Source organism: Actinomyces sp. oral taxon 170 str. F0386 (genome assembly GCF_000195595.1).
In the GTDB taxonomy this organism is placed as follows: Bacteria; Actinomycetota; Actinomycetes; order Actinomycetales; family Actinomycetaceae; genus Actinomyces.
The window spans coordinates 25,523-51,703 of record NZ_GL882517.1; the positions used below are offsets into that span (position 1 = coordinate 25,523).

Consider the following 26,181-nt stretch of genomic DNA (forward strand, 5'->3'; position numbering starts at 1 on the left):
GGCGCGACCGCTTGAGAGCGGTCGCGCCCCGTGAGGCCTGAGGCGGGCGTCAGCCGACGTCGGCGTTGCCGGAGATGTGCCAGGTGGCGTTGGCCCAGGGGAAGACGTACTGCATGAGCACGTAGACGATCCCGGCGGTGAGGATGAGTGCCTCGATGGCCTTGAGCCAGGCCGGCCCGGGCAGGTGGCGCCAGATGAAGCCGTACATCAGTTGACCCCTGGGTCGTTGAGCACCGACGCCGGGCGCCCCTCGGCACGGTCCATCCAGTACTCGAACTTCGCGTGGACGATCCAGCGCTGGTCGTTGCCGAACTCGCCGGTGGTCGACCCGTGGCAGGTGGTCAGCGTGATGTACCGCTCGGTTGGCTGGACGTCGGGCTGGTTGGGCACCGGGGCGATGACCTCCACCTGCTCGGGCTGGACGAGCTCGTGACCGGTCACCTTGAACACGTACCAGGTGTTGGCGGTGGAGACGACGATCTCATCGCCCTCCTGGAGAAGGTCGATGCGGCGGAAGGAGTTGCCGTAGGTGCGGCGGTGCCCGGCGATGGCGAAGTTGCCCAGCTCCCCGAGCTGCTGGGAGTCGGGGTAGTGGCCCGCCGCCGCCTGGTCCAGGACGTCGGAGCCGGTGCCCTCCATGATGGGCATGTTGTTGTTCGTGACGCCGTACCACTTGGGGACGACGAGCATCCCGATGGTCTCGCCGTAACCGACCTTCTCCATCACCGGGGGATCGTCGTAGTGCTTGGTGCCCTCGGTCTTCGGGGACTCGACCTGCTTGTCGTGGAACTGGGTGGCCACCGCCTGCGCACTGGCATTGGCGTCGATACCGGTCCACCACAGCTGCCAGACGAGGAACAGCGCCACGACGAGACCTGCGGTGATGAGCAGCTCGCCGATCCCGGTCAAGGTGCCGTTGAAGATTCGTACAGCACGGCTCTGGCCAGGTGCACGATGTCGCACAAGACCTCCTCTAGCCATCGCCCCTCCTCGAGACTGAGACATCATCGGGTTAGCGGCCAGTCTAAGGTGACACACCCCGCCCATGACCAGCCGGGAGTGGTGGACGTATCACAGAGCACACCGTGAGGAAGCTTCTTCGCATGTCCTAGGCTAGGCCCGGATGTATTGCGGTGGTCCGGCGCCACCACCCCCAACCAGTGAGGAGACCCAGGGTGACCTCGGAGAAGAAGTCCACCAAGGACGACGCCGACAAGGGCTCGGAGAAGGTCTCGAAGAAGAGCTCCGGCAAGAGCGGCGCGAAGAGCTCAGCGAAGGACTCCCAGAAGATCGCCACCGCCTCCGAGAAGAAGGACAAGGCGGACAAGGACACGAAGAAGAGCTCGTCGTCGAAGAAGAAGCACCCTGAGCGCTCGGGCAACCCGGCCAAGGCGGCCAAGGCCCTCGAGGAGGAGTCGCGCGCTGCGGCGAACCGGGTCTCACGTACCCCCACCAAGGTCAAGGACACCGCCTCACCGCGCTGGTACGCCCCCACGATGGTGACGCTCATGGTCATCGGACTGCTGTGGGTGGTCACCACCTACCTGTTCAACGGTCTGTACCCGCTGCCGTACTTCGCCAAGCACCACGCCACCGACTGGCTGTTCAACGGCAACCTCTACATCGGATTCCTCATCATGATGTCGGGATTCCTCGGCCTGCTGCGCTGGAAGTAGCACAACCTGGCGCGTCCGCCAGAGGCGCGCCGACCGACCCGCCCCCGAGGCCCCCGAGCACAGGCTCGGGGGCCTCGTCGTACCCGCAGCCGTGCCGCCCCGTCCCCCGGCCGGCCACAGCGGTCCACAGACATCCTGTGGATCAGTGGATAGACGCGTCCCCACAACTCACCCCGACTTTCCCCAAGTGTGGACACACCTGTGGATAACTACACCGATGTGTTTCCACACCTGTGTCCCCAGGTGTGGATGAACCACACGTATGTTCTTCCACCGATGTCATTGCCTCTCGTCCGGGCGGTGGCGGCAGGTCAGGCGATGAGGGCCCGAGCGACATTGAGTCCCACGAGCACCGCCAGGACCGCCGCGGTTCCGGCGATCCCCACGGCCTTCCGCTTCCCGCGGGGCGCCCACGCGTAGACCGCTGCGATGATCCCCCCGACGACGAGTCCGCCGAGATGCCCCTGCCAGGAGATGTTGGCCCCCAGGAAGGAGACGACGGCATTGACCGCCAGGAGCGCCACGATTCCCGAGGTGTCCCGCCCGAAGCGCCGCTGCACCACGAACATGGTGGAGAACAGACCGAAGACCGCTCCTGAGGCCCCCACCGTCATCGTGACCCAGGAGTTGGTGTCCGGCCAGGAGAGCCAGTAGATCGCCGTCGAACCGCCCAGGGCGCTGAGCAGGTAGACGGCGGTGAAGCGCCAGCGCCCGAGCACCGGCTCGAGGGCGCCGCCCAGCACCCACAGAGCCCACATGTTGAAGCCGAGGTGCATGTAGTTCGCGTGGAGGAAGGCGGTCGTCAGGAACCGCCAGGGCTCGTAGGCGGCCGCCACCGGCACGAAGGCCAGCCAGGAGTCCAGAGCGGGGGCGAAGACCTCAAGCGCGTAGGCGACGACGCACAGGCCGATGAGCACCTTGGTGATGACGGCGTCGGAGACCATGGCCCCGCCCAGGAGCGTGCGCGCCTGGCGCCGGCCGGCCTGCGACTGACGGGCGCAGTCCACGCAGTGCACGCCCACGGAGCTGGGAACCTGGCAGGCCGGGCAGGCCGGTCGGTCGCAGCGCTGGCAACGCACGTAGGCCACCGTCTCCGGGTGGCGGGGGCACACCGGCGGGGCCTGCTCAGTGGATGGATTCGTTGAGGTCATCGAGTACTCCTGTGGGGATGATCGGCGGACGATCAAGGCTCAGCATGTTGTGGTGTGGCGGGCCGGGTACGACGACGCCGCCGGGATACTGGTCCCGACGGCGTCACAGGGGCGAATCACACCCGGTACTGGTGACTGCTGGTGTCTCAGCGCCCTCCTCGCGGCTACTCGGTGATCTCCACCGAGGTGATGATGACATCCTGCACCGGGCGGTCGCGCGGATCGGTCTCAACAGCGGAGATCGCGTCGACGACGCCGCGAGAGGCCTCATCGGTGACGGCGCCGAAGATCGTGTGCTTGCCCTGGAGCCACTCGGTGGGGGCGGTGGTGATGAAGAACTGTGAGCCGTTGGTGCCCTTGCCCAGGCGGCGACCGGCGTTGGCCATGGCCAGGACATAAGGGGCGGCGAAGGTCAGGGAGGCGTCGATCTCGTCGTCGAAGACGTAGCCGGGGCCGCCGGTACCGGTGCCCAGCGGGTCGCCGCCCTGGATCATAAAGCCGGGGATGACGCGGTGGAAGATGACGTTGTCGTACAGGGGTGCGTGGGACTCCTCTCCGGTACGGGGATCCGTCCAGGCCTTCTGGCCGGTGGCCAGCCCCACGAAGTTGGAGACGGTCTCGGGCGCTTGCTCGGGGTAGAGCTCCAGGCGGATGTCGCCGAGGTTGGTGTGAAGAGTCGCTTCCATAGGGGCCATGGTGGCACGCCGCCGCGCCTGTCGGCATGAACCCTGAGCGGTGTGCGGCACTGTTCACCCCAGGCAAAACGCCTGGACATCTTGTGGGCGCGATCGCCCAACGGTGCGAACATTGGTGCACGTTACACAACGACCGTCTGTATCCGTATCCGACCTGGGAGGCGATCATGTCCTGCCTGACGAAAATATGCTGCGACAAGAAACTCGACACTACTCATCTGCGCAAGGAGGCAGCATCCTTCGCCGGGTCCGTCGTCGATCAGGCTGAGCGGGCCGCCCTGTGGGCGGCTCCGCACGTGAGCAAGGCCGCCGAGGAGGTAGGGCGCAGGGCCAAGGACGCACAGGAGCGTCTGGAGCCGGTGGTCCATGAGGCTCGCCAGCGGGTTGTCGAGGACTACATTCCACGTGCGCAGCGCGCCGCCGTGGCTGCCCAGGCCGCCGCGGGTAAGGACGGTACCCTGACAGAGCGCGCCCAGCGCGTGGCTGTTGCCGCAAAGTCCGCCGCATTGGAGGTTCCCGTGAAGAAGCAGAAGAAGCACCGCGTGCTCAAGACCCTGGGTTGGCTGGCCGTCGCCGGCGCGGCCGCTGCTGGCGCCTACGTCGTGTGGCGTCGTAGCCAGCCGGTCGAGGACCCGTGGGCCGAGGAGTACTGGGCCGACTCCACCGAGGATGAGGCCGGCTACGGCATCAGCCCCGAAGACGCTCAGGCCTGAGAGCATCACAGACCCGTCAACGACGACGCCGCGCCGGTTCCCACCCGCGCGGCGTCGTCGTCTCGTGAGGCCGTCGTACTGAAACGCAGTCCCTCCCCCGGCGACGTCGTCACACGCCGCGGGTAGCCTGGGAGGCATGTGCGCGCTGTCCGTTCCCACCATCGCCCTGACTCGCGGAACCAACGGGGAGGAGGTGCTCATCCCCCAGCTGGGACTCGGTACCTACAAGATCCCCGACGACGAGGCCGAGTGCGTGGTCCGCGATGCCCTGGCAGTGGGTTACCGGCACATCGACACCGCCCAGATGTATGGCAACGAGGCCGGGGTGGGGCGAGCGATCGCCGCCTGCGGTCTGCCGCGCCGGGACCTGTTCGTCACCTCCAAGCTCGACAATCCCAACCATCGGCGCGACGACGCGCTGCGCAGCCTCGACGCCACGATGGGAGCGCTGGGACTGGAGGTTCTCGACCTGTTCCTCGTCCACTGGCCACTGGCCACGTCGACCGGGATCGACCTGGTGGACACCTGGCGCACCATGATCGAGATCCTTCACAGCGGACGGGTGCGCGCTATCGGCGTCTCCAACTTCCAGCCCGACCACCTGCGCCGGATCGTGGAGGCCACAGGCGTGGTTCCGGCGGTCAACCAGATCGAGCTGCACCCCTGGCTGGCCCAGTCCGAGTTGCGTTCGACGCACGCGCAGATGGGCATCGCCACGGAGTCCTGGTCACCGCTGGGGCGGGGCAGATTGCTGACGGATCCCGTCGTCGTGAGGATCGCCGAGGCCGTTGGGGTGAGCCCGGCCCAGGTCATCATCCGCTGGCACCTGCAGAACGGGCTCGTGGTCATCCCCAAGTCGACTCACCGTGAGCGCATGATCGCCAACGCCGACGTCATCGGCTTCACTCTCGACGACGCTCACATGGCGGCGCTGGACGCCTTGGACCAGGGGGTGCGCACCGGGTCCCACCCCGACCAGGTCCAGGTCTGAGCGGCGCGCCCCTGCGTCACCCCGGCGGCTTGTCCATTTCGTCTCAGACCCGGTGGCGGTGGACCCGGAAGCCGGGTCCGATGTCACCGGCCGGCACCAGCTCAGCCAGGGCGGCCGGGTCGGAGAGCGAGCGCGCTGCGATGAAGCCGGTGACGGTGTCCACACCGTAGTCGAGGAGCACCGGGTTGAGCGGCGTCGACGGGCCGACGAGGACCGTGTGCGCATCACGGGAGAGCTCGATGAGCCTGGGCGCGGTCTTGTTGACGAAGCTCGATGAGGAGATGAAGACGACGTCGCACTCGGGCAGGACGTACTCGCAGGCGCTGTCCGGCCAGTCGCCGGGCTGAAGGTTGCGCTCGAGGCAGATGTACTCCCCGGCACCGGCCAGAGCGGCCTCGGCGAAGGGGAAGTGCCCGATCACTGCGACCTTCCTACCGGCAATCATCTTCTGGTAGGGATCGAAGACCTGACGCCAGGTCAATCCCTCCCCGGTGGGCTCGAACCCGTTGGCGGCGGCCGTCTCCTCACGCGAGTACCAGGAGTTGATAGCGGCCTGGCCGATACTGGCCTCGGCGAGGTTCCAGGACTTCACCAGGGCACCGACGTCGCGCAGCGGTCGGCCGTCGAGCGAACCATCAGCGAGGGCCGGGCGGCTGCGGACATCCATGGTCCAGGCCGTGCCGACACCGCCGGCGGAGTTGAGGACACGGGTCCAACGCGCCCCCTGACCCGACGCCCGCACAACGACGTCGCCGGGCAGTCCGTCAAGAAGCGTGTCGTAGATCTCCCAGGGCTGTGACATGACCTCATCCTCCTGCACCACGTAGTAACTGAGCCTCACCTATCCTAAGCAGTCCCGACCGACGACGCAGCCCTTTGAGTTCGGCCGTCTCACGGTCCCGCACAACATCGTGTCAGCAACGGCAAACCCTCACCGGGTTCTTCCTGTGGAACCACGTGCTCGCCCGCGCCGAAAGATCACCGAAGAATTACTTTCCAACCGATGACGTAGATAGTGACGACACTCAACCGTAATATTGATTGCTGTTAAGTTGCGAGGACTCTCACCAGATTCTCAGTTAATTACCTCGATGCTACCGTGGCAAGGCCCATGCTCCTGAACCGAGGTACCTCTCCATGCTTCGCCGCCTTTTCGTTCGATCACACCGGCCAGCGCTGACGTCAGCGCGTCGGTCATCATGTCGTTCGCGTCGACGTAGACGGGCTGGCGCCTCGATCTCCGCTCTGGCCCTGGCCAGTACCGTGCTGGGTACTGTCGCGCTTCCGGTCCCCCAGGCGGAGGCTGTTCACGGCAATCCATCCGGAGGAGGAAAATTCACTCGGGTGATCGACTGGATCGACTGGACAGGAATGACCAACACCCGGTGGGAGAACTCGAAAAGAATCCTTCCCGACGGAGCATCCGGCGTCACGTGGTCCACTCCTTCACAGATTTCTAGCGACCTATGGCGTACCAGTCGATGCACAATCTCCGACGTACGAACCACGGCTGCAGGGCGCAACGATCCCAAGTTAACGACACACGCCGGCATACAGGTCGAGTACAAGCCAGGATCCTGGTGGGGTGACGGTCTTGCCCGCCTCTACAACGATGGCAGGAACTACTCGGCCGGCGTTGCCAAGAATCCTAATGTCACCTCATCCAACCTGCCCCTCGGTATCGCCAATCTCCAGGACGCATCAACCCATCAATTCAAGATCGACTGCCAGGCATACGTCGTCACTTCCTCCACCCAGCCACGCAAGGCTGATCTGGAGAACTTTCCCAACAAGACCGAGGTTCCGATGGAGGGAATGGTGTTCGCGGACGCCGAAGCCTCCAACTGGAGTGCTCAGGGATCACAGGAATATATTTCTGTAGCCCCAGAACCCAGCAATCCGGGTCAGAATGTTTCCTACTACCTGATGGAGAGCGCCCGAACCGCTGGATGCACCACGAATTCTTGGGTGGGAGTACTTGATATTTCAACGGCATCCGGAACAAGGCGGGGTCTCAAGCTGCGCCCGGATGCCGGTGAGTGCAGCTATCAAATCAGTAGGGGTTACGGCCCTTCTTCTGTGATGTTCATCAGCAACAGCAAGAGTGGCTACGTTGAGATTCACGGCGGCGGTAACAGCGCGGTCGCCCTCGGCGTCGTGTCCTACATCGATCTGGGAGACGCACCGGCAACGTATGGCGCCGCTGGTAGCGTGTTCCAGCCCTTATGGAGCGGCGGACTACTATCCGGCCGCGGTCAGAGCAACATTCCGCCTCAAACAGGTCCGGACCAGGCTGAACCAGGAATTTGGTACAACCTCAGCCAGGCCGCGGACCAGAACCGTATGGCCACCGCCAAGTCCGCGCTCGTCCGTCTAGGAGCTCTGACGGACACCGACGAGGGCATCGCTCAGACGACCGACGCCTCGGGTGACGACGTCACCGACACCGATGACGAGGACGCTCTGCCCGACGACTGGGACCGAGTCATCTGGACCGACATCGGTCAGAAGTGGAGCCAGCAGATCAGCTGCTCGGGCACCGACACCAAGGTCGCCGGCTGGGTCGACTGGAATCGGGACGGCTCCTTCTCCTCCGATGAGCGCTCCGAGGTGACCTCCTGCTCCAGAGCCGGCAAGGCCAATCTGACCTGGACCGTCCCCCAGGGCGCCAAGCGAAGCACTCTCAACGGCGATGGCGCAGCCACGTTTATGCGTCTGCGCATCACCGGCCCACTGGCCAACGGTCAGGCGGCCGAGGACCCTCAGCCCACCGGCATTGCGCTCAACGGAGAGGTCGAGGACCACCAGGTTCAGGTCCAGCTCCCCAATCTCACCATGGTCAAGGAGGTCGACAACACGGCGGCCGGGTCTCTGGGCCTGTCCGCCAACGACTGGACACTCACCGCCTCCCCCAAGAGCGGCACTGCGGTCTCCGGAGCCGGTGGCTTCAGCGCGTCCTACCTGCCCCAGGGCAAGACGGTCCTGTCCGAGTCCTCCTCATCGGCCAAGTCCGCCGGGTACAAGGCCACCATCACCTGCGCACCGCACCCGAACTCGGATCTCAGGAATCCGGCGTCGACTCTCGACGCCGCCTCGAAGACCCTGGATCTCGCCACCGGCGAATGGATGACGTGCACGGTCCTCAACACCGCCCTGCCCGGCCAAGTCATCTGGAGCAAGGTCGACGACGCCGGCAATGCCCTGGCAGGGACGGTCTTCACCTTGGCCTCGAGCTCCGTGAACAACGGCCAGGTGGAGGTGGCCGACTGCGCCACTGGCAGCGGCGAGGCCGCTTGTCCCAACGGTTCCGTCGATCAGGATCCCCGAGCCGGGTACTTCAAGGTCGTTGGGCTGACCTGGGGCGAGTACTCCCTCACCGAGACCCAGGCACCAACCGGATACCAGATCTCCGGTGAGACACTGACCAAGACCCTGGACGGATCGGCGCCCGCCGCCGGCGATGACGACGCCACTCCCACCCTCGACCTTGGCCAGCTCACCAACAGCCGGATCAAGGGGTCGGCCACCTGGACCAAGACCGATGAGCGGGGCAACGCCATCAAGGGAGCCCAGTGGTCGCTGACACCCCTCGACCCCAGCGGCGAGCCCCTGCCGGATCTGGCCCGCACCATCACCGACTGCACAGACAGCTGCACCCAGGGCGGCCTGGACACCGATGCGAACCCCGGTGCCTTCAAGCTGACGGACCTGGGTTACGGCTCCTACCGGCTCATTGAGACCAGGGCGCCGGCCGGCTACATCCTCGACGCCACACCCCACACCATCACCATCTCCACTCAGGACCAGGTGGTGGCGCTGGGCAACATCTCCAACCGCAAGTCGGTGGTTCCCGCCATCCCCCTCACCGGAGGAAGCGCCGCCACCACCTACCTCATCGCCGGAGGGGTCCTGCTGGGAATCACGGCGCTGGCCGTACTCGTCCAGGCCCGGCACCGCCGTCGCGCCCGGGACTCGTGAGCTGAACGGACTGCCGGGACGTACCCGATGGGCCGCAGGCACCCAGTGTCTGCGGCCCATCTGCATGAATCCTTAAACCGGACTTCTCACAGGAGTGGCAGGAGGATGTCGGTAACCGCGTGGGCGGGCGGGGTGGTCGCCGGATCGGTGAGGTACTCCTCGACGATCGGATGGTCTCGCGGCTCCTCGCCCGAGCTCGGCAGCCACTGGCCGTAGAGCCACAGGTAGGCGGCATGCATCGAGGAGTAGGGGCCGACGTAATGCATGATCGCGTACCGTCCGGCCGGCACTGTCCTCTCGACGAGGTCGTGGGGGATCGTCGTGCCGGGATCGACGACGGTCCCAGCCGCTGAGCGCAGATCGGCTCGGGGAACGGCGTCAGGATCGTCCTCATAGATGGCGACCATCGGGCTCCCGGCTCCCATACGGTCTCTGACTCGGCTGAATGCCCGGCCGATATCCATATACGCCCCACGATGCTCGGATACGGCGAGTCGGTGGCCGAACCGCGCCTCCACGCGCACCGGCCACTCCGGAGTCTCTCTCGCCGACGACGTCGAGCCAGAACCGCTGCTCATCACCGGCGAGCCGGGCGATGCCGGGAACTCGCCGGTGCGGAATCGGCCTGGGGTCGTCCCGTAGGAGCGGAGGAAGGATCGGCTGAAGACCTCGGTGCCGGTGAATCCGGCTTCCCGGGCGATTCGTTCCACCGGCCACGAGGTCTCGGTGAGCATGGCTGCCGCCCGCTCCAGGCGGAGACGGCGCACGGTCTGAGCGGCCGTCTCCCCGCGCACCGCTCGGTAGATGCGGTGCCAGTGATACGCGGAGAAGCCCGAGACGTGCGCGAGGATCTCCAGGCTGAGGTCGTCGTCGAGATGGGCGTAGATGTAGTCGGTGACGGCGTCGAGGTGGCGCTGATACTGCTCGGCCCTCATGCGTCCGACAGGACACCGATGGACAGGTGGGTCGAGCCGTCCGGCCCGTAGTACTCGTAGTCGGCGCGGTAGTCACGGGCCAGATCGGCACGTTCCCAGACGCCCACCCACGCCTGGTAGACACTCTCGGGACGGGCGTCGGCCACCGTGACGATCTCGCGAGTAGAGGCCGGGACCGTCACAGTCACCTGGCCCGGAGGAACCGGACCCCCGACCTCAGTGCGCCTGCCGATGACGAGGGTGTAGACGCCGTCGACATCGTCGCCGGGAGTCTCGTAGTCGGTGTAGACAGCGTAGATACCAGAGCCGGCACCCTGTTCCCCGGATTCGAGGATTCCGGCGTCGGCGGCGGCCCGCCAGTGAGGAGGAATGGTTCGGGCCGCCTCACGGTTCGATGTCCGAAGAGGCAGTCCGACGACGTCGAAGGAGTTGATCGTTTCTCTCATGCGCACCATGATGCTCGCATGGCTCCCGGAGGTCACCGACGATTCTTGCGGACCTGGGGGCCGTCAGTCCTGAACGTGGGCCAGGATGATCTTGCCGGTGGTGGAGCCTGAGCGGACGGCGGCGACGGCCTGCGCAGCATCCTGGATCGGGACCTGGTCGGTGACGTGGACGCTGAGCTCTCCGGCCGCCACGAGCTCCACCGCACGCCTCAGGTGGCGTCCGACGAGCGCAGGGTCTACCCGGCTGAACGCCCCGAGGTTGAAGCCGATGACACCAATGCCTCGCAGCCACAGTGACGTGGTGCTCACCCGCTGATCCTCCTCCTGGGAGGCATCACCCAGGACCAGAAGCCGGCCACCTGTGCGCAACAGGTCGAGGCTGCGCAGCCTGGACGGACCGGCAACAGGATCAGCGATGACGTCGAACTGGGCGGGTTCGACGTCAGCGAGGTCCTCGGTGAGCCAGGCCTCGTCATAGCCCAGGTCCAGGATCTCCTGACGCTTGGCCTCGCTGCGGGTGACACCGACGACGCGACTCGCTCCGAGCAGCCGGGCCACCTGACCCATCTGCGAGCCAAGACCACCGGCGGCGGCATGGACCAGCACGCTCTCACCGCGGCGCAGGTGGGCGATCTCCTCCAGAGCGACGAGCGCCGTCGTCGAGTTGGCCGGAACGGCAGCGGCCAGGACCGGGTCGAGTCCGGCGGGCAGCGGCGTGACGAGCTCGGCCTGTGCCACGGCCACCTGACCGTAGCCTCCACCACCGGTGATGGTCAGGGCGACGACGGTGTCCCCGACCCGGTATCCACCCACTCCTTCACCGAGGGCGCGGACACGACCGGTCACCTCCAGTCCAGGAGTCCAGGGCAGGTCAAGAGGGACGAAGCCTTCGGCGAAGAGCGCCTCGACATAGCCGACGCCGGCATAGTCCACATCCACGGCGATCTGGCCCGGCCCGGGCTCGGGGGCGGGGGCATCCTGGTAGCGCAGCCCGGCGGGGCCGTCGAAGCTGACGATCTGCATGGCCTTCATGTGAGACACCTTTCTGTATCAGTAATTAACACCGTATCAGGTAACTGACACTTCGTGCGAGGCAACGTCCCTCACGATCCGTGGAAGCAGTCCTGACCTCGCGACCGCACCTTCGGGCTCGTGTTCGAGGGGTAGGAGGTGGGAACCCGCGCCGTCAGGCACGTCCGCACAAGCGCTTCACTGTCACCACAGGTCCTGGGACGGGGCCGACTACCACCCGGCCGCTACTCGGCGTTGAGACTGCCCCGCAGGAGAGCAGTGACCCTCTCAAGCATCTCGGTGAGCTGCTCGCGCTCCTTCGCGGAGAAGGCCTCCGCCATGCACTGCTCAATGCGACGCGCGGCCTCATCGGCACACAGAACCAGGACCTCGCCTTCGGGGGTCAGTGAGGCGATGAGGACCTTGGCGTGGTCGGAGGAGGGGTGCCGGGTGACGAGCCGCTTCTGCTCCAGCTTGGCGATAACGGTCGCCATCGTCTGCGGAGTGACCGCAGCAGCCCTGGCCAGCTGGGCCGACGACTGCTCGGGCACGTAGTACAGGGAGAGCATGGTGGCGTACTGGGCCACTGTGACACCGAAGCTCCGCAGGGCCTCGGTCTTGGCAGCCATCATGGCCTGCTCCGCTGCCTTGATATGCAGGCCCAGCCGCACCCCGGTGTCCTCGGCGAACTCACGACGCCCCCGCCTCGGGGGCGGAATGTCTACAATGCGGCTCACAGTGGCCATCCTAGGACGCGTCGTCGTCGGGGAAGAAGATCTCCTCGATGGTCAGGCCGAAGACGCGCGCGATGGTGAAAGCCAGAGGCAGGGAGGGGTCGTAGCGGCCGGCCTCCAGGGCGTTGACCGTCTGGCGGGAGACCCCCAGCTCCTCGGCGAGCCTGGCCTGGGTCCAGCTGCGCTGGGCGCGCAGCACCTTGAGATCGTTCCTCACCGGTACCGCCAGGCGGAGCGAATCATCCCGATCGTGTAGAACACGATCCAGACACCCGATATCCAGTGCCAGTTGAGCATGGGCGCCCCGACGTGCTGCAGGAATCCGTAAGCGATGGAGACGAAGATAGTTCCGGCAGATGCCAGGATGAGTCCCTCGAAGAGCTTGCGCACCTGCATCTCGTCCGCCTCTCGAGCAAACCTCATCAGCGCCCATACGCAGATACTCACCCCAACCATGGGGAGTAAGGAGACGGCAAAGCGCCACAGACTCTCCTGCAGAGAACGGCTCCAGAAGGCACTCACCACGATGGCGAGGGAGTACAGAGCCGCACCGATACCGAAACGAAGGAAGTAGGCTCTGTGGGCTTTGTAGTCTCTGTTCATGACACCCTCCACGCTCGCAGGAGCGGGAAAGAAGGGCGACTCACGGAGATATTGCAGGGTCCAGAAGGGCGTCCAGCGCACACGAACAACACCAAGGAAACGGCTCTACCGAGACCCTTCTTGGTATTGACAGAACGTGAGACCATGCTCTCATTATAAAGTGACCTTGACATCTAGTCAAGGTCACTTTCCGTATGCGGTAGCCCTCGACCGAGGCGGCCGCCATGAGAACACCCATGGCACCGATCCCCAGATTGACCTGCTCGCGAGAAAGACCGTTGCGCCGAACGTCCTCGGGCAGGAGGGGAATCCTATCCATCGCCGAATGCGTCCAGCCGGGCATCGTTGCCAGCTCCTCGAGGTCGTGGACCAGCCATGAGAGGAACAGGCCCCCGGTCGCCAGCGAGACGGAGTCCATATGATCACCTCAGATGTCGACGCCTTACACCGAAAATCCGCTGAAGCAATGTGATATGCCTCAGCGGATTTTATCGGTGGAGCCAACGGGACTCGAACCCGTAACCCCCTGCTTGCAAAGCAGGTGCGCTACCAATTGCGCCATGGCCCCTTCTCGGAAGAGATCGTCTCATCGCGTCGGTTCCTAATCGACGGGATCAGTGACCTCAGCCCATGCGGTTCGCTCCATGCGAGCCGCCTCGAACCTGAGCCACGCGGCATAGCCGGCTGCGGCCAGGAACGAAAAGACCGCGGCTGATACGACTGCACGGTTCCTCATGAAACCTCCTCATCGTCTCACCGCGGACGGTGGGCCTAGCTGGACTCGAACCAGCGACCTCATCCTTATCAGGGATGCGCTCTAACCAACTGAGCTATAGGCCCTTGCGACCGGAGAAGATTAACCTACCCGGCCACGGGAGACCAAATCCGATTACTCGTCCGCCAGCGTGAGATGGATCCCACCAACGAGGGTGGCGGTGATGTTGTAGAGAAAAGCGCCCAGGGTGGTCAGTGCCGTCACAAGCACCATGTCCACCACGGCGATGATTGTGGAGACGGCCAGGGCTCGCGGCAGCTCCAGGTAAGCGACGATCGCAGAGAAGGTGTTGGAGCGCTCGCCGGCCACCGTCTTGACGAGCTCCTCGATGGTGGAGAAGACGTGCATGGCGTCCAGCATGAACCACACGACCGCGGTGGCGACGATGAGCATGATGCCGCCGGCGAAGCTGAGCAGGAAGCTCGCCTTCATCACCGACCACGGGTCCACCCGGGTCAGCGCCAGGCGCACGCGGCGCGGTCCGGCGATGGTCTTCTTGCTCTTCTTGCTCTTGCCGCCCGACGCATCCGCACCGCCCACAATGGATGCGGCACCTGCGGACTGCCCGCCGTCAGGGGACATGGAAACCGGCTGGCTCATGCTTCGACCTCACTCTCGTTGTCTTCCAACGCTACCGTGTCAGCCGCTGAGTCCGCAGGAGAGTCGCCAGTCTCACCTTCCGGGGTCGTGGGGGCCTGCTCCTCGCCGGTGGAGTCCGCCGAGTCGGCACTCGGGGCGCTATCGGCGGCGTCGACCGCCTCCTCCATGTCCCGCTCGGTGCTACGAGCCACCGCGATGATGCGGTCCCCGGCGTCAGGCTTGGCGAAAGTCACGCCCTGCGTGGTTCGTCCCGTACGCGAGACCTCGACGACGGCGGAGCGAACCACCTTGCCCGAGGCCATGATGCACAGCACCTCGTCACCGGAGTCGGTCACCAAGGCACCCACGAGGTTGCCTCGCGCCTCCACAAGGTTGGCGACCTTGACGCCGAGGCCGCCGCGGCCCTTGACGGGGTAGTCGACGACGTTGGTGCGCTTGGCGTAGCCGCCCTCGGTGACGACGAACAGGTCGGCGTCCTGCCAGGAGGGGTCGACGACGTCCATCGCCAGCAGGTAGTCGTCCTCGCGGAACCTCATGCCGGTGACGCCGCTGGTGGCTCGGCCCGTGGGGCGCAGGGTGTCGTCGTCGGCGTGGAAACGCAGCGACTGACCGGCGTGGGAGACCAGGAGGAGGTCCTGGCCCGTGCTCAGGAGCCTGGCGGAGACGAGCTCGTCGTAGTTGCCGTCCTCGTCCTGGCGCAGGTTGATGGCGATGACGCCGCCGGAGCGGTTGGAGTTGTACTCGCTCAGGCGCGTCTTCTTCACCAGACCGCGGCGGGTGGCCAGGACCAGGAAGTCGGCCTGGTCATAGTCCTGAAGCTCCATGACCTGGGCGATCTCCTCACCCGGTTGGAAGGCCAGGAGGTTGGCCACGTGCTGACCCTTGGAGTCGCGGCCGCCCTCGGGGAGCTCATAGCCCTTGGCCCGGTAGACGCGGCCGTAGTTGGTGAAGAACAGCAGCCAGCGGTGCGTCGTCGTGACGAAGAAGTGGTCGACGACATCATCCTCGCGCAGCGTGGCCCCGCGGATGCCCTTGCCGCCGCGGTGCTGGGAGCGGTAGGAGTCGGTGCGGGTGCGCTTGGCGTAGCCGGAACGGGTGATGGTAACGACCACGTCCTCCTCGGGGATGAGGTCCTCCATGCTCATCTCGCCGTCGAAGGGCACGATCCGGGTGCGGCGCTCGTCCCCGTACTTCTCGACGATCTCGGCGAGCTCGTCGGAGACGATGCCCCGCTGACGCTCCGGGGAGGCGATGATCTCGCGCAGGTCCTTGACCCGGGCGCGCAGCTCCTCGGACTCCTGCTGGATCTTGAGGCGCTCCAGGGCGGCCAGGCGGCGCAGCTGGAGGGAGAGGATGGCCTCGGCCTGGGCCTCGTCGACGTCCAGCAGGCCCATGAGGCCGGTGCGGGCCTCCTCGGTGGTGGGCGAGCGCCGGATGAGGGCGATAACGGCGTCGAGGGCGTCGATCGCCTTGAGCAGGCCCTCGAGGATGTGGAGGCGCTCCTCGGCCTTGCGCAGGCGGAAGCGGGAACGGCGCACGATGACGTCGATCTGGTGGCTCACCCAGTGGCGCACGAACCCGTCCAGGCTCAGGGTGCGCGGTACCCCGTCGACCAGGGCGAGCATGTTGGCCGGGAAGTTGTCCTGAAGCTGAGTGCGCTTGTAGAGGTTGTTGAGAACCACCTTGGCGACGGCGTCGCGCTTGAGGACGATGACGAGTCGCTGGCCGGTGCGCCCGGAGGTCTCGTCGCGGATGTCGGCGATGCCGGTGACCTGGCCGTCGCGCACGAGCTGGGCGATCTTGTCGGCCAGGTTGTCGGGGTTGACCTGGTAGGGCAGCTCGGTGACCACGAGGCACTGGCGCCCCTGGATCTCCTCGACATTGACCACGGCCCGCTGGGTGATGGAGCCGCGCCCGGTGCGGTAGGCGTCCTCGATGCCCCGGCGGCCCAGGATGGTGGCGCCGGTGGGGAAATCGGGTCCGGGGATCCGCTCGATGAGGGCGTCGAGCAGCTCCTCACGCGAGGCGTCGGGGTGCTCGAGGTACCACTGGGCGCCACGGGCGATCTCGCGCAGGTTGTGCGGAGGGATGCGGGTGGCCATGCCGACGGCGATGCCCTCGGAGCCGTTGACCAGGAGGTTGGGGAACCGGGCCGGCAGGATGACCGGCTCCTGGTTCTTGCCGTCGTAGTTGTCCTGGAAGTCGACGCTGTCCTCGTCGATGTCCCGGAGCATCTCCATGGCCAAGGGCGCCATCTTGCACTCGGTGTACCGGGGGGCGGCAGGCCCCAGGTTGCCGGGCGTGCCGAAGTTCCCCTGACCGGCCACCAGCGGGTAGCGCATCGACCACCACTGGACCAGGCGGGCCAGAGCGTCGTAGATGGCGCTGTCGCCGTGGGGGTGGTAGTTACCCATCACCTCGCCGACGACGCGAGAGGACTTGGAGAAGGAGGCGGTGGGGCGGTAGCCGCCGTCGTACATGGCGTACAGGACGCGGCGGTGGACCGGCTTGAGCCCGTCGCGCACGTCGGGCAGGGCCCGGCCCACGATGACGCTCATCGCGTAGTCGAGGTAGGAGCGCTGCATCTCCATCTGGAGGTCGACCGGCTGGATGCGCTCGGGCGTGACGACGTCGGTCAGCCCCTCGTTGCCGATGATCTCTTCAACTTCGTCGCTCACAGGATTCCTTCGTGTTCAGAGGAGGTCGCCGGCAACGGGCCGGCGGTTCACGTGTCGCTCGGTGCCGCTCAGATGTCCAGGAAGCGGACGTCGGAGGCGTTGCGCTGGATGAAGGAGCGCCGCTGCTCGACGTCGTCGCCCATGAGGATCGCGAAGGTCTCGTCGGCGTCGGCGGCCTCGTCGAGCGTGACCTGCTTGAGGATGCGGGTCGTGGGGTCCATGGTGGTCTCCCACAGCTCGTGATCGTTCATCTCACCCAGGCCCTTGTAGCGCTGGATCCCGCCGTCCTTGGGCAGGCGGCGGCCCTTGTCCTGGCCGACGGCCAGCAGCTTGTCGCGCTCGGCGTCGGAGTAGGCGAACTCGTGCTCGGCGTTGGACCATTTGAGCCGGTACAGCGGCGGCATGGCGATGTAGGTGTGGCCGTGCTCGATGAGGGGGCGCATGTAGCGGAACAGGAGGGTCAGCAGCAGTGTGGCGATGTGCTGGCCGTCGACGTCGGCGTCGGCCATGATGACGATCTTGCCGTAGCGCAGCTTGGTGAGGTCGAAGTCCTCGCCGATGCCGGTGCCGAAGGCGGTGATGAGGCTGCGGATCGTGTCGGAGGACAGGGCCCGGTCCAGGCGCGCCTTCTCCACGTTGAGGATCTTGCCGCGGATCGGCATGATCGCTTGGTGCTCGGGGTCCCGGCCGCCGACGGCGGAGCCACCGGCGGAGTCACCCTCGACGATGAAGATCTCCGACTCCTCAGCGATCTTCGAGGAGCAGTCGCGCAGCTTGCCGGGCATGGAGGCGGACTCCAGGACGCCCTTGCGACGCGTGGCTTCGCGGGCCTTGCGGGCGGCTAGGCGCGCGGCGGCGGCCTGGGAGGCCTTGGTGATGATGGCGCGGGCGTCACTGGGATGGGAGTCCAGCCAGTCACCCAGCTGCCCGTAGACCGTCTGCTGGACGAAGGTGCGGGCCTCGGTGTTGCCGAGCTTGGTCTTGGTCTGGCCCTCGAACTGGGGCTCGGAGAGCTTGACGGAGATGACGGCCGTCAGTCCCTCGCGGATGTCGTCACCGGTGAGGTTGTCGTCGCGCTCCTTGAGCAGGCCCCTGTCCCGGGCGTACTTGTTGACCAGCGTCGTCAGCGCCGTGCGGAAGCCCTCCTCGTGGGTGCCGCCCTCAGTGGTGTTGATCGTGTTGGCGTAGGTGTGGACCGACTCGGAGTAGGAGCTGGTCCACTGCATCGCGATCTCGAGGCTGATGGAGTGGGTCTCACCCAGGGTCTGCTCGGCCTCGAAGTCGATGATCTCGGGGTGGACGAGCTCGGCCTTCTTGGACTTGTTGAGGAAGGCGACGTAGTCACGCAGGCCGTGCTCGTAGCAGTAGGAGTCGGTGCGGAAGCCGACCTCGGGGGCGTCGGGGGCTGAGTCGTCACCAGTGATCTCGTCCCCGGCATCCTGGACGCCGACGCGCTCGTCGGTCAGGGTGATGCGCAGGCCCTTGTTGAGGAAGGCCATCTGCTGGAACCGACGGCGCAGCGTCTCGTAGTCGAAGTCGACCGTCTCGAAGATGCTCGGGTCCGGGTAGAAGGTCTGGGTGGTGCCGGTGTCCTCGGTGGCCTCGCCCTTGACGAGCTCGGTGATGGGGCGCCCGCCGTCGGCGAAGGACATGCGCCACACGAATCCTTGACGGCGGACCTCAGTGTCCACCCGGGTGGACAGGGCGTTGACCACAGAGATGCCCACACCGTGCAGACCGCCGGAGACCGCGTAGCCGCCGCCTCCGAACTTGCCTCCGGCGTGCAGGATCGTCATGACGACCTCGACGGTGGGCCTGTGCTCGGTGGGATGCTCGTCGACCGGGATGCCGCGCCCGTTGTCGCTGACGCGCACGCCGCCGTCAGCCAGGATGGTGACCTCGATGTGGTCGCAGTAGCCGGCCAGGGCCTCGTCGACGGAGTTGTCGACGACCTCATAGACGAGATGGTGCAGGCCGCGCTCACCGGTGGAACCGATGTACATGCCGGGGCGCTTCCGGACTGCCTCGAGCCCTTCGAGGACGGTGATGTCCGAGGCTCCGTAATCATGATTCACAGTGGCGTCCTGGTCAGACACGTGTCAGTTGCTCCTCAATCTGTGCGCATCGGGACCTCAGTGGTCCGATGTCTCCGTCCGGGCCCTTCACACGACGATCCTGAGGAGGATCGTGCGCACACGTAGGTGGGTACATCAGGACGGTCCTGGGCGCACCTTGGGCGGTTTCACCGCATTCTAGCGTAGAAAGGGTCCTGAACCGTCGTGCTGAGGGCAGCTGGGAGCGTGCCCGTGGTCACCTCTGTTGCGCGTCGGTCACCGAGCCGTGCGATGTCTTGCGTCTGCCTCATGTCTCGCCGACGACGCCGACAGTCGCCAGGTCCTCACGATGGTACTTGCTAGCCGTACGTATCGCGCGGACCGCGAGCGCCGCGCAGGCCGACGCCGCGCCGTTTCCAGGAGGGGCCGGCCGGCCCCAGGATCCGCAGCTCCACACCGTCCCCGGTGCTGATGCCCCCGGCCTGGCGTCCGCCGGGACCCGAGCGCAGCGCCTCGACGATCCGGGCCTCGATGGTCGGTTGGAGGAGGCGGAGCTGCTGGGCCCAGCTCGATGACGAGGCGCGCAGGGTGATGCGTCCGGCCTCGAAGGACTCGATCGTGCAGTGCTCGGCGACCTGGTCACCCACAATGGTCTGCCACCGGGCGACGACGCCGGCCACCGCGAGCTTGCCGGCCCAGCCGTTGTCGGCCACCATGCGGCGCAGCTCCCGCTTCCCGGTGCGGGGGTCGAAGGGGGTGGGGCCGGGGCGGTCACGGCCGCGAGCCAGTCCGGGGCCGCGATCGGCCGGGTCGTCCGGGTTCTGACCCAGCGCCCGGGCCAGCTCGCGCCGCTGGTCCCACGGCGCCGTCCGCTCCGTACCGCCGCCCCCGCTGGAACCGTCGGCCGACTCACGCAGCCTGCGAGCGGGAACACGGCTGTCCCCCTTCTCCCAGGCCCGGGCCCGTTGGCGGGTCAGCGCCCGCTGGGCGAGGACATCGGGAAAGGGGCCGCCGCCGGTGCCGTTGCCACCCGGCCGCGCGCCGGTCGGCCCGAACTGCTCAGCCACGGGTGACCTCACCGTCGGTCACGCGGTACCGGGCGCCAGCGAGTTCGGCGGGGACGTCGTCGTCGACGGCGGCGGTCAGCAGGACCTGCTGGGCCCCGGCGACCATCCGGGCCAGGGCGCGGCGGCGCTGCTCGTCGAGGGAGGCGAAGACGTCGTCGAGGATGAGGACGGGCTCACCGTCCCCGCCGTAGGCGTCGACATCGGTGCGCAGCATGTCGTAGGAGGCCAGGCGCAGCGCCAGGGCCAGGGACCACTGCTCGCCGTGGGAGGCGAATCCTCTGGCGGGCAGGCCGGTGAGGAACAGGGACAGGTCGTCGCGGTGCGCGCCGACGAGATTCGCGCCGCGATCGATCTCGCGGGCGTGAAGCTCGCCCATGGCGCTCTCCAGGCGTGTGGTGACGGCGGCCTCGTCAAGGAGCGACTCCTCGCCGGCGAGCCAGGCCGCCTCGTCATGAGGGTCGGGATCCGGGGATCCCTCGTGGCCGAGCAGGCTCGACCGGTAGGCGAGCTGCGCGCGGGAGCGCTCCCCGGAGCTGCCTGAGACGGTCTCATAGGCGGAGGCCACCCAGGGACGCAGTCGCCGTACGACATCGACCCGGGCGGTGATGAGCCGGGCGGCCGCCGCGGCGAGCTGGGTGTCCCAGACCTCCAGGGTGGAGAGCATGGAGGCGGTCGATGAGCGGGCGGCGCGTGCGGACTTCAGGAGGCTGGCGCGCTGGGCGAGGATCTTGTCATGCTCGGCGCGCACACCGGCCAGACCCGGGCGCAGCGTGACCACGAGGTCGTCGAGGAACCCCCGGCGCACACCGGGCTCATTGCGTACGAGGGAGAGGTCCTCGGGGGCGAAGACGACCGTGCGCAGCACCCCGAGCAGATCGCGGGGTCGGCAGCTGCCCCGGTTGAGGCGGGCGCGATTCGCCTTGCCCGCGATGATCTCGATCTCCAGGACGCTGGGTCTCTCACCGTGGACGGCTCGGGCGCGGACGACGGCGCCCGCCGGCTGACTCTGACCGGGCACCGCTCGTCGCACGAGGGCGGTGTCGGCCCCGATCCGGTGGGAGGAGAGTGTCGCCAGGTAGACGATGGCCTCGACCAGGTTGGTCTTGCCCTGCCCGTTGGATCCCACGAAGGCGCTGGGGCCGGGCTCCAGGGACAGGACCAGGTTCCGGTAGGAGCGGAAGTCGTCCAGAGAGAGGTCGGAGACGTACATGCCCCGTGGAGTCTCAGGCTCCGAAGCGGATCGGCATGAGCAGGTAGCGGAAGGTGGAGTCCTCGGTGCCGCCGATGGAGTCCATGCCGGTGAGCACCGCCGGCTTGGAGGCGTGGGTGAAGTCGAGGCGGACGTAGGGCTGGTTGAGGGCGCCCAGGCCGTCAAGGAGGTACCCGGGGTTGAAGGCGGTCGAGATGTCGTCACCCTCGAGGTGGGCCACGAGCTGCTCGGTGGCCTGGGCGTCATCGCCCTGTCCGGCGTCGAGCTCCAGGTTTCCCTGGGTGAAGGACATGTGGATGGGGGTGGAGCGATCCGCGACGAGGCTGACGCGGCGCACCGCCGCCATGAGCTCGTCGGTGCCCACGGTGGCGTGGATCGAGGTGGACTCCGGGAAGAGACGACGCACCGGCGGGTAGTCGCCGTCGGTGAGCAGCGAGGTGGTGCGCCTGCCTCCGGCCTCGAAGCCGATGAGGCTGGAGGCGGCCGACTCGCTGCTGAGGGCCACGGTCACGTCACCCGAGGAGGTCAGGGACTTGGCGACGTCGGACAGGGTGCGGGCCTTGAGCAGGGCCGTCGTGGACAGATCCGTGTTGGCGGGCGACCAGGTCAGCTCCCGCATGGCCAGGCGGTAGCGGTCGGTGGCCATGAGCACGAGCGAGCTGCCCTCGACCTCTATCTGGACGCTGGTGAGCAGGGGCAGGGTGTCGTCGCGGGAGGCCGCGATGGAGACCTGGGCGACGGCGCGGGCCAGGTCGTGGGCGTCGATGGTTCCGGCGACTGCGGGCATGACCGGCAGTGCCGGGTAGTCGTCGGCGGCCATGGCCGCCAGGGAGAAGCGGGCCGAGCCGCAGGAGACGGCCACCTTGTTGCCCTCGACCTCCAGGTCGACGGGCTTGTTCGGCAGGGCCTTGGCGATATCGGCCAGGAGCCGACCGGAGACGAGAACGACGCCGTCCTCCTCGACGTCGGCGACCACTTCGCAGTGGGCCGAGACCTCGTAGTCGAAGGACGCCAGGACCAGGCTGGAGCCCTTGGCCTCCAGGCGCACCCCGGCCAGTACCGGCACCGGTGGGCGGGCGGGCACGGATCGTGCAGTCCAGGTGACGGCTTCGGCGAGGATGTCTCGGTCAACCCTGAGCTTCACGGTAGGTGCCTCCGTCAATCGTGGTAGGTCGGTCAGTGGAGCGGGGTGCCACCAATGAGCCGAGCAGGAAACATGCGTGCCGGCAGGTCGCCGACAGATCGTCATACGGGGACCGCGTTGCTCGCAGCGCAGTCCTGGGTCGAGAGTGTAGACGGTAGACCGTAGCAATCGCTCCCGTCACCAGCGATCACCCATCCTCATCCCATGAGCCTCCCTGAATGACAAGCGCCCGGGGTCCGGATCCGCCTCGTTGGCCGATCGTGCTTCGCGATTCCTGTCATTTAGGTTTGTAGGTGTAGTAGCACGTGTGGATGCTGGGGATAACAGGACCTTTCGTTGTGATAACACCGATCTCACTGGGGAACGACACGTGGGTGGTTCTGGTGGGCAAGCAAGGGTCTTGGTGGAGAGGGCGAATGACATCCGTGTCATTCCACAGTGGGGGTGCTCTACCTCCACAGCGACACGCTTGCTCCTCCACCTGCCGTCCTCAGCACCGTCCACAGCCGCGTTCCCTGTACCCGACCACTTATGTCGCAACGTATGTGACGCGGGACCGTCGTCGGGTCAGGCTGGTGACTGGGCGGCCTGCTTGATGCGGCTGGTCAGCTCGGTGACCTGGTTGAAGGTGGAGCGCCGCTCGGCCATGAGGGTACGGATCTTCTTGTCGGCGCTCATGACGGTGGTGTGGTCGCGTCCGCCGAACTCCCGGCCGATCTTGGGCAGGGAGAGGTCGGTGAGTTCGCGGCACAGGTACATGGCGATGTGGCGGGCCGAGACCATGGTGCGCGAGCGGTTGGCCGAGCACAGGTCGTCGATGGTGATGCCGAAGTAGTCGGCGGTCTGCGCCATGATGAGGGAGGTGGTGATCTCCTGGCCCTCGGGATCGGAGATGATGTCCTTGAGGACCATCTCCGCCAGGGTCTGGTCGACGGGCTGCTTGTTGAGGGAGGCGAAGGCCGTCACGCGGATGAGCGCGCCCTCGAGCTCGCGAATGTTGGTGGTGATGCGCGAGGCGATGTACTCCAGGACGTCGAAGGGCAGGTCGAGGCCCTCAGCAGTGCCCTTGCGGGAGAGGATCGCGATGCGGGTCTCCAGGTCCGGGGGCTGGACGTCGGCCAGCAGACCCCACTCGAACCGGGAGCGCAGGCGCTCATCGAGCCCGCCCAGGGCCTTGGGCGGCTGGTCGGAGGTGAGGACTACCTGCTTGCCCGAGGAGTGCAAGGAGTTGAAGGTATGGAAGAACTCCTCGAGGGTAGATTCCTTGCCCTGGAGGAACTGGATATCGTCGACCAGAAGAATGTCGACCTCACGGTAGCGGCGCTTGAATCCTTCCATGCGGCCGTCGTCCTGGTTGCCGTCGCGTACGCAGGCGATGAAGTCGGAGACGAAGACCTCGGAGTTGACGTACTTGACGCGGATTCCCGGGTTGAGCGTCTGGGCGTAGTGGCCGACGGCGTGCAGCAGGTGGGTCTTGCCCAGTCCGGAGCCGCCGTAGATGAACAGGGGGTTGTAGGCACGGGCCGGGGCCTCGGCCACCGCCAGGGCAGTGGCGTGGGCGAACCGGTTGGAGGAGCCGGTGACGTAGGTGTCGAAGGTGTAGCGCGGGTTGAGCTGGGAGACGTCGTTGGCCGCCGTCGGCGTGAGCAGCCCCGCGGAGTTCTGGGGGCCGGCGGTTCCGGGGCTGAAGGCGCCGGGGAATCCTGACATGGCAGGTGCGGGGCCCGACGTCGGTGAAGGAGCTGAGGCCGCCGAGGCCTGGGAACGGGGCATCGGTGAAGGGGCCGATACCTGGTAGCCCGGCGGGTCACCGATCTGCTCACCGTAGGCGGGCACGCCGGGGCTGCCGGCTGGATTGACGGTTGGGGCCATGGCTCCAGCGGCGTTGGGAACCGCGGGCGGAGCGGACACGGGCGACGGCCCTGACGGGGACGGAGGGGCCGGCGGAGACACTGATGCAGATGCGGTGGCCAGGTTGACAGGTTCGGCAGCCGTGGGCGGCATCGGCGCGCGCGAGACCTCCGACGAGGTGTCGACTGTGACCTCGATGGGCATGGGGCGTCCCCAGACCTGCGTGATCGCGGCACCGATGGGGGCGCGTGCCTGCTCAACGATGTCCTTGGCGAAGGCCGAGCCGACGACGAGGACAAGAGTTCCGTCGACATCGATGAGGTGGGTCATGCGGATCATGGACATCTTGCCCTGGCCCAGCTCTCCGGAGCTGGAGAGCACCTCAAGGGCTGAGAGCCATTTGGTGTTGGCAGCGTCGGGCACGACGGACTCCTGATCGGCATGGTTGGTGGTGAACCCGGTGGTAGCAGCCTGACCGGCGTCGGCCAGGGCACTGCGTCGATGATGACAGGGATGTGTGGAAGTGGCGAACCGGAAGGTCCTGACCGGGCATCCCATGATGCTGTTTCTCCACAGCCTTGTCCACATCTGGGGACACAGAGAGCAAAGACTCACAGGTTTTATTCAGAATAAACTCTGAGATCATCAGGGTTATTTGGTCCCGACCATGCCGCACGAGCCCGCAGAATGACAGATGTGTAGCCGTTTCCGCGGCTCCTGCGAAGATGCACGCAGATCAGTAAGTTATCCACATATCCGCAAGGTTGTGGACAGATGGCTTCCCACAGCGGTGGACGCGGACGGATCCTGGCTGTGGATGACATGTGGACGAGATGTGGATGACGCCATCGGTCACAGTGGTCACAGTCGGCCGCATCCGTTTGACCGGCAAGAGGGCCAAACGTAGGCTGTTGCAGACGTTCGCGCGGAGTCACGTCCCGATCCATGGGGCAGCCGCGTGAGCGACAGTGCCGCGATCCTCGCGATGCACTGTTCCGATCACCTCAAGCAGGAGTTACGCCCGTGAGCAAGCGGACCTACCAGCCGAACAACCGTCGTCGTGCCAAGGTGCACGGCTTCCGTAAGCGCATGTCCACCCGCGCAGGTCGCGCTGTCCTCGCTTCGCGACGCCGCAAGGGTCGCGCTCGCCTCGCCGCCTGAGGTGCTCGGCGCGGCGCACCGGTTGGCGCGGGGTGAGGACTTCACTACCGCGATCCGTCGGGGTACGCGTTGCGGGAACCGCAGGCTGGTTGTGCACTACCACGCCGGCGGGAGAGGGGATGAATCCCCGGCTCTCGTCGGCGTCGTCGTGCCCAAGAAGCAGATCCCGCTGGCGACCCACCGCAACCGTGTCAAGCGTCGCGTGAGAGCTCTCATGGCTCAGCGGGTTGGTGGGCTTGAACCAGGAGCCCGCGTCGTCGTGCGCGGACTGGCCGGAGCCGATGGCGCCGACAGTCGCACCCTAGGGAGAGATCTGGACAGGCTTCTCAACCGGTGCCGAGAGCGTGACGGTGAGCGCCGGGTCCACGGGCAGCAGCGGTAGGACGGATACGAGTGAGCAATGAGTAGATGGCTGACGCGAGCTCTTCTGGCTCCAGTGCGTCTCTATCAGCGCTTCATCTCACCGCTCCTGCCGGCGTCGTGCCGCTATTACCCCACCTGCTCGGCCTACGCGGTCACGGCGGTGGAGGTGCACGGTCCCATCAAGGGCGTGCTGCTGGCCACCTGGCGTCTGCTGCGCTGCAACCCGCTGACTCCCGGTGGAGTCGACCATGTTCCGGACAAGGGGCGCTGGCGCTACGACCATCCCCGTGATGTCCCGCGCTTCAGGGTTGAGGAAACCTGATCGATCCCGGCGAACCGATTGAC

The 26,181-nt window shown here is 66.5% G+C and carries 27 protein-coding genes and 2 tRNA genes; 7 read left to right on the forward strand and 22 right to left on the reverse strand.

All coding sequences use genetic code 11. The features are described from left to right. Positions 1–49: 49 nt before the first annotated feature. Positions 50–208: a hypothetical protein gene (locus HMPREF9056_RS14310; RefSeq protein ID WP_009402583.1), complete on the reverse strand. Its 159-nt coding sequence runs from the start codon at positions 206–208 to the stop codon at positions 50–52. Beyond that, the gene (locus tag HMPREF9056_RS02800; protein WP_034513532.1) at positions 208–981 is read right to left on the reverse strand and encodes a class E sortase; all 774 of its coding nucleotides are present in this window, start codon (positions 979–981) and stop codon (positions 208–210) included. The genes HMPREF9056_RS14310 and HMPREF9056_RS02800 overlap by 1 nt, the downstream gene beginning before the upstream one ends. 194 nt (positions 982–1,175) lie before the next feature. Between HMPREF9056_RS02800 and HMPREF9056_RS02805 the strand changes: the two genes are divergently transcribed. After that, positions 1,176–1,676: a cell division protein CrgA gene (locus HMPREF9056_RS02805; protein ID WP_034513534.1), complete on the forward strand. Its 501-nt coding sequence runs from the start codon at positions 1,176–1,178 to the stop codon at positions 1,674–1,676. 311 nt (positions 1,677–1,987) lie between these two features. On the opposite strand, the gene HMPREF9056_RS02810 is transcribed toward HMPREF9056_RS02805, so the two are convergent. Beyond that, positions 1,988–2,827 carry a rhomboid family intramembrane serine protease gene (locus tag HMPREF9056_RS02810; RefSeq protein WP_034513536.1) on the reverse strand — a complete coding sequence of 280 codons (840 nt, stop codon included), beginning with the start codon at positions 2,825–2,827 and terminating at the stop codon, positions 1,988–1,990. 164 nt (positions 2,828–2,991) lie between these two features. Next, on the reverse strand, positions 2,992–3,513 hold the full coding sequence (locus tag HMPREF9056_RS02815; protein ID WP_034513538.1) for a peptidylprolyl isomerase: 522 nt from the start codon (positions 3,511–3,513) through the stop codon (positions 2,992–2,994). A gap of 176 nt (positions 3,514–3,689) precedes the next feature. On the opposite strand from HMPREF9056_RS02815, the gene HMPREF9056_RS02820 reads away from it, so the two are divergent. Together HMPREF9056_RS02820 and HMPREF9056_RS02825 are read left to right on the forward strand one after the other, a co-directional pair. Next, the gene (locus HMPREF9056_RS02820) at positions 3,690–4,235 is read left to right on the forward strand and encodes a hypothetical protein (protein ID WP_009402589.1); all 546 of its coding nucleotides are present in this window, start codon (positions 3,690–3,692) and stop codon (positions 4,233–4,235) included. Between the two features lie 136 nt (positions 4,236–4,371). After that, a complete protein-coding gene (locus HMPREF9056_RS02825) occupies positions 4,372–5,226 on the forward strand; it encodes an aldo/keto reductase (protein ID WP_009402590.1) in 855 nt (284 codons plus the stop codon). Positions 5,227–5,269: 43 nt separating this feature from the next. Here HMPREF9056_RS02825 and HMPREF9056_RS02830 read toward each other — a convergent pair whose 3' ends face one another. Beyond that, positions 5,270–6,028, reverse strand: a complete 759-nt coding sequence (locus tag HMPREF9056_RS02830) for a DUF364 domain-containing protein (protein ID WP_034513573.1) — start codon at positions 6,026–6,028, stop codon at positions 5,270–5,272. A 335-nt stretch (positions 6,029–6,363) separates the two neighbouring features. On the opposite strand from HMPREF9056_RS02830, the gene HMPREF9056_RS02835 reads away from it, so the two are divergent. After that, positions 6,364–9,204: a CshA/CshB family fibrillar adhesin-related protein gene (locus tag HMPREF9056_RS02835; RefSeq protein WP_172635230.1), complete on the forward strand. Its 2,841-nt coding sequence runs from the start codon at positions 6,364–6,366 to the stop codon at positions 9,202–9,204. 86 nt (positions 9,205–9,290) lie between these two features. On the opposite strand, the gene HMPREF9056_RS02840 is transcribed toward HMPREF9056_RS02835, so the two are convergent. The 17 genes from HMPREF9056_RS02840 to dnaA form a co-directional block, all read right to left on the reverse strand. Next, the gene (locus HMPREF9056_RS02840) at positions 9,291–10,139 is read right to left on the reverse strand and encodes a GyrI-like domain-containing protein (RefSeq protein WP_009402598.1); all 849 of its coding nucleotides are present in this window, start codon (positions 10,137–10,139) and stop codon (positions 9,291–9,293) included. Further along, positions 10,136–10,585: a GyrI-like domain-containing protein gene (locus tag HMPREF9056_RS02845; RefSeq protein WP_034513574.1), complete on the reverse strand. Its 450-nt coding sequence runs from the start codon at positions 10,583–10,585 to the stop codon at positions 10,136–10,138. The genes HMPREF9056_RS02840 and HMPREF9056_RS02845 overlap by 4 nt, the downstream gene beginning before the upstream one ends. Positions 10,586–10,648: 63 nt before the next feature. After that, positions 10,649–11,617 carry a zinc-binding dehydrogenase gene (locus HMPREF9056_RS02850; protein WP_009402602.1) on the reverse strand — a complete coding sequence of 323 codons (969 nt, stop codon included), beginning with the start codon at positions 11,615–11,617 and terminating at the stop codon, positions 10,649–10,651. 224 nt (positions 11,618–11,841) lie between these two features. Next, positions 11,842–12,342: a MarR family winged helix-turn-helix transcriptional regulator gene (locus HMPREF9056_RS02855; RefSeq protein ID WP_009402604.1), complete on the reverse strand. Its 501-nt coding sequence runs from the start codon at positions 12,340–12,342 to the stop codon at positions 11,842–11,844. Position 12,343: 1 nt separating this feature from the next. Further along, complete coding sequence (locus HMPREF9056_RS02860) at positions 12,344–12,547, reverse strand: helix-turn-helix transcriptional regulator (protein WP_009396338.1); 204 nt, start codon at positions 12,545–12,547, stop codon at positions 12,344–12,346. Beyond that, a complete protein-coding gene (locus tag HMPREF9056_RS02865) occupies positions 12,544–12,933 on the reverse strand; it encodes a hypothetical protein (protein ID WP_034513543.1) in 390 nt (129 codons plus the stop codon). Before HMPREF9056_RS02865 ends, HMPREF9056_RS02860 begins: the two co-directional genes overlap by 4 nt. 40 nt (positions 12,934–12,973) lie before the next feature. Next, a complete protein-coding gene (locus HMPREF9056_RS14540) occupies positions 12,974–13,351 on the reverse strand; it encodes a conserved domain protein (RefSeq protein WP_009402609.1) in 378 nt (125 codons plus the stop codon). A gap of 77 nt (positions 13,352–13,428) precedes the next feature. Then, positions 13,429–13,501: transfer RNA gene (locus tag HMPREF9056_RS02870), tRNA-Ala, on the reverse strand. Positions 13,502–13,534: 33 nt separating this feature from the next. Continuing rightward, complete coding sequence (locus HMPREF9056_RS14855) at positions 13,535–13,669, reverse strand: DLW-39 family protein (RefSeq protein ID WP_216593593.1); 135 nt, start codon at positions 13,667–13,669, stop codon at positions 13,535–13,537. Positions 13,670–13,699: 30 nt separating this feature from the next. Continuing rightward, positions 13,700–13,773 (reverse strand) — tRNA-Ile (locus tag HMPREF9056_RS02875). Between the two features lie 49 nt (positions 13,774–13,822). Beyond that, a complete protein-coding gene (locus tag HMPREF9056_RS02880) occupies positions 13,823–14,308 on the reverse strand; it encodes a DUF3566 domain-containing protein (RefSeq protein WP_009402611.1) in 486 nt (161 codons plus the stop codon). Continuing rightward, positions 14,305–16,986 carry a DNA gyrase subunit A gene (gene gyrA / locus HMPREF9056_RS02885; protein ID WP_009402613.1) on the reverse strand — a complete coding sequence of 894 codons (2,682 nt, stop codon included), beginning with the start codon at positions 16,984–16,986 and terminating at the stop codon, positions 14,305–14,307. The genes HMPREF9056_RS02880 and gyrA overlap by 4 nt, the downstream gene beginning before the upstream one ends. A gap of 68 nt (positions 16,987–17,054) precedes the next feature. Then, positions 17,055–19,082, reverse strand: a complete 2,028-nt coding sequence (gene gyrB, locus HMPREF9056_RS02890) for a DNA topoisomerase (ATP-hydrolyzing) subunit B (protein WP_009402615.1) — start codon at positions 19,080–19,082, stop codon at positions 17,055–17,057. Between the two features lie 317 nt (positions 19,083–19,399). After that, positions 19,400–20,107: a DUF721 domain-containing protein gene (locus HMPREF9056_RS02895; RefSeq protein WP_009402620.1), complete on the reverse strand. Its 708-nt coding sequence runs from the start codon at positions 20,105–20,107 to the stop codon at positions 19,400–19,402. After that, complete coding sequence (recF, locus tag HMPREF9056_RS02900; RefSeq protein ID WP_009402622.1) at positions 20,100–21,317, reverse strand: DNA replication/repair protein RecF; 1,218 nt, start codon at positions 21,315–21,317, stop codon at positions 20,100–20,102. Before recF ends, HMPREF9056_RS02895 begins: the two co-directional genes overlap by 8 nt. Before the next feature lie 13 nt (positions 21,318–21,330). Further along, the gene (gene dnaN / locus HMPREF9056_RS02905) at positions 21,331–22,461 is read right to left on the reverse strand and encodes a DNA polymerase III subunit beta (RefSeq protein WP_034513545.1); all 1,131 of its coding nucleotides are present in this window, start codon (positions 22,459–22,461) and stop codon (positions 21,331–21,333) included. Between the two features lie 567 nt (positions 22,462–23,028). Beyond that, complete coding sequence (gene dnaA / locus HMPREF9056_RS02910; protein ID WP_034513579.1) at positions 23,029–24,735, reverse strand: chromosomal replication initiator protein DnaA; 1,707 nt, start codon at positions 24,733–24,735, stop codon at positions 23,029–23,031. Positions 24,736–25,335: 600 nt separating this feature from the next. Here dnaA and rpmH point away from each other — a divergent pair. From rpmH to yidD, 3 genes are read left to right on the forward strand one after another with little or no spacing between them, the layout of a single operon-like run. Beyond that, entirely contained in the window at positions 25,336–25,473 is a 138-nt protein-coding gene (gene rpmH / locus HMPREF9056_RS02915) for a 50S ribosomal protein L34 (RefSeq protein ID WP_026426261.1), read from the forward strand. 1 nt (position 25,474) lies between these two features. After that, complete coding sequence (rnpA, locus tag HMPREF9056_RS13390) at positions 25,475–25,855, forward strand: ribonuclease P protein component (protein WP_087942171.1); 381 nt, start codon at positions 25,475–25,477, stop codon at positions 25,853–25,855. A gap of 18 nt (positions 25,856–25,873) precedes the next feature. Then, complete coding sequence (gene yidD / locus HMPREF9056_RS02920) at positions 25,874–26,158, forward strand: membrane protein insertion efficiency factor YidD (RefSeq protein WP_009402637.1); 285 nt, start codon at positions 25,874–25,876, stop codon at positions 26,156–26,158. The last annotated feature ends 23 nt before the right edge of the window (positions 26,159–26,181 follow it).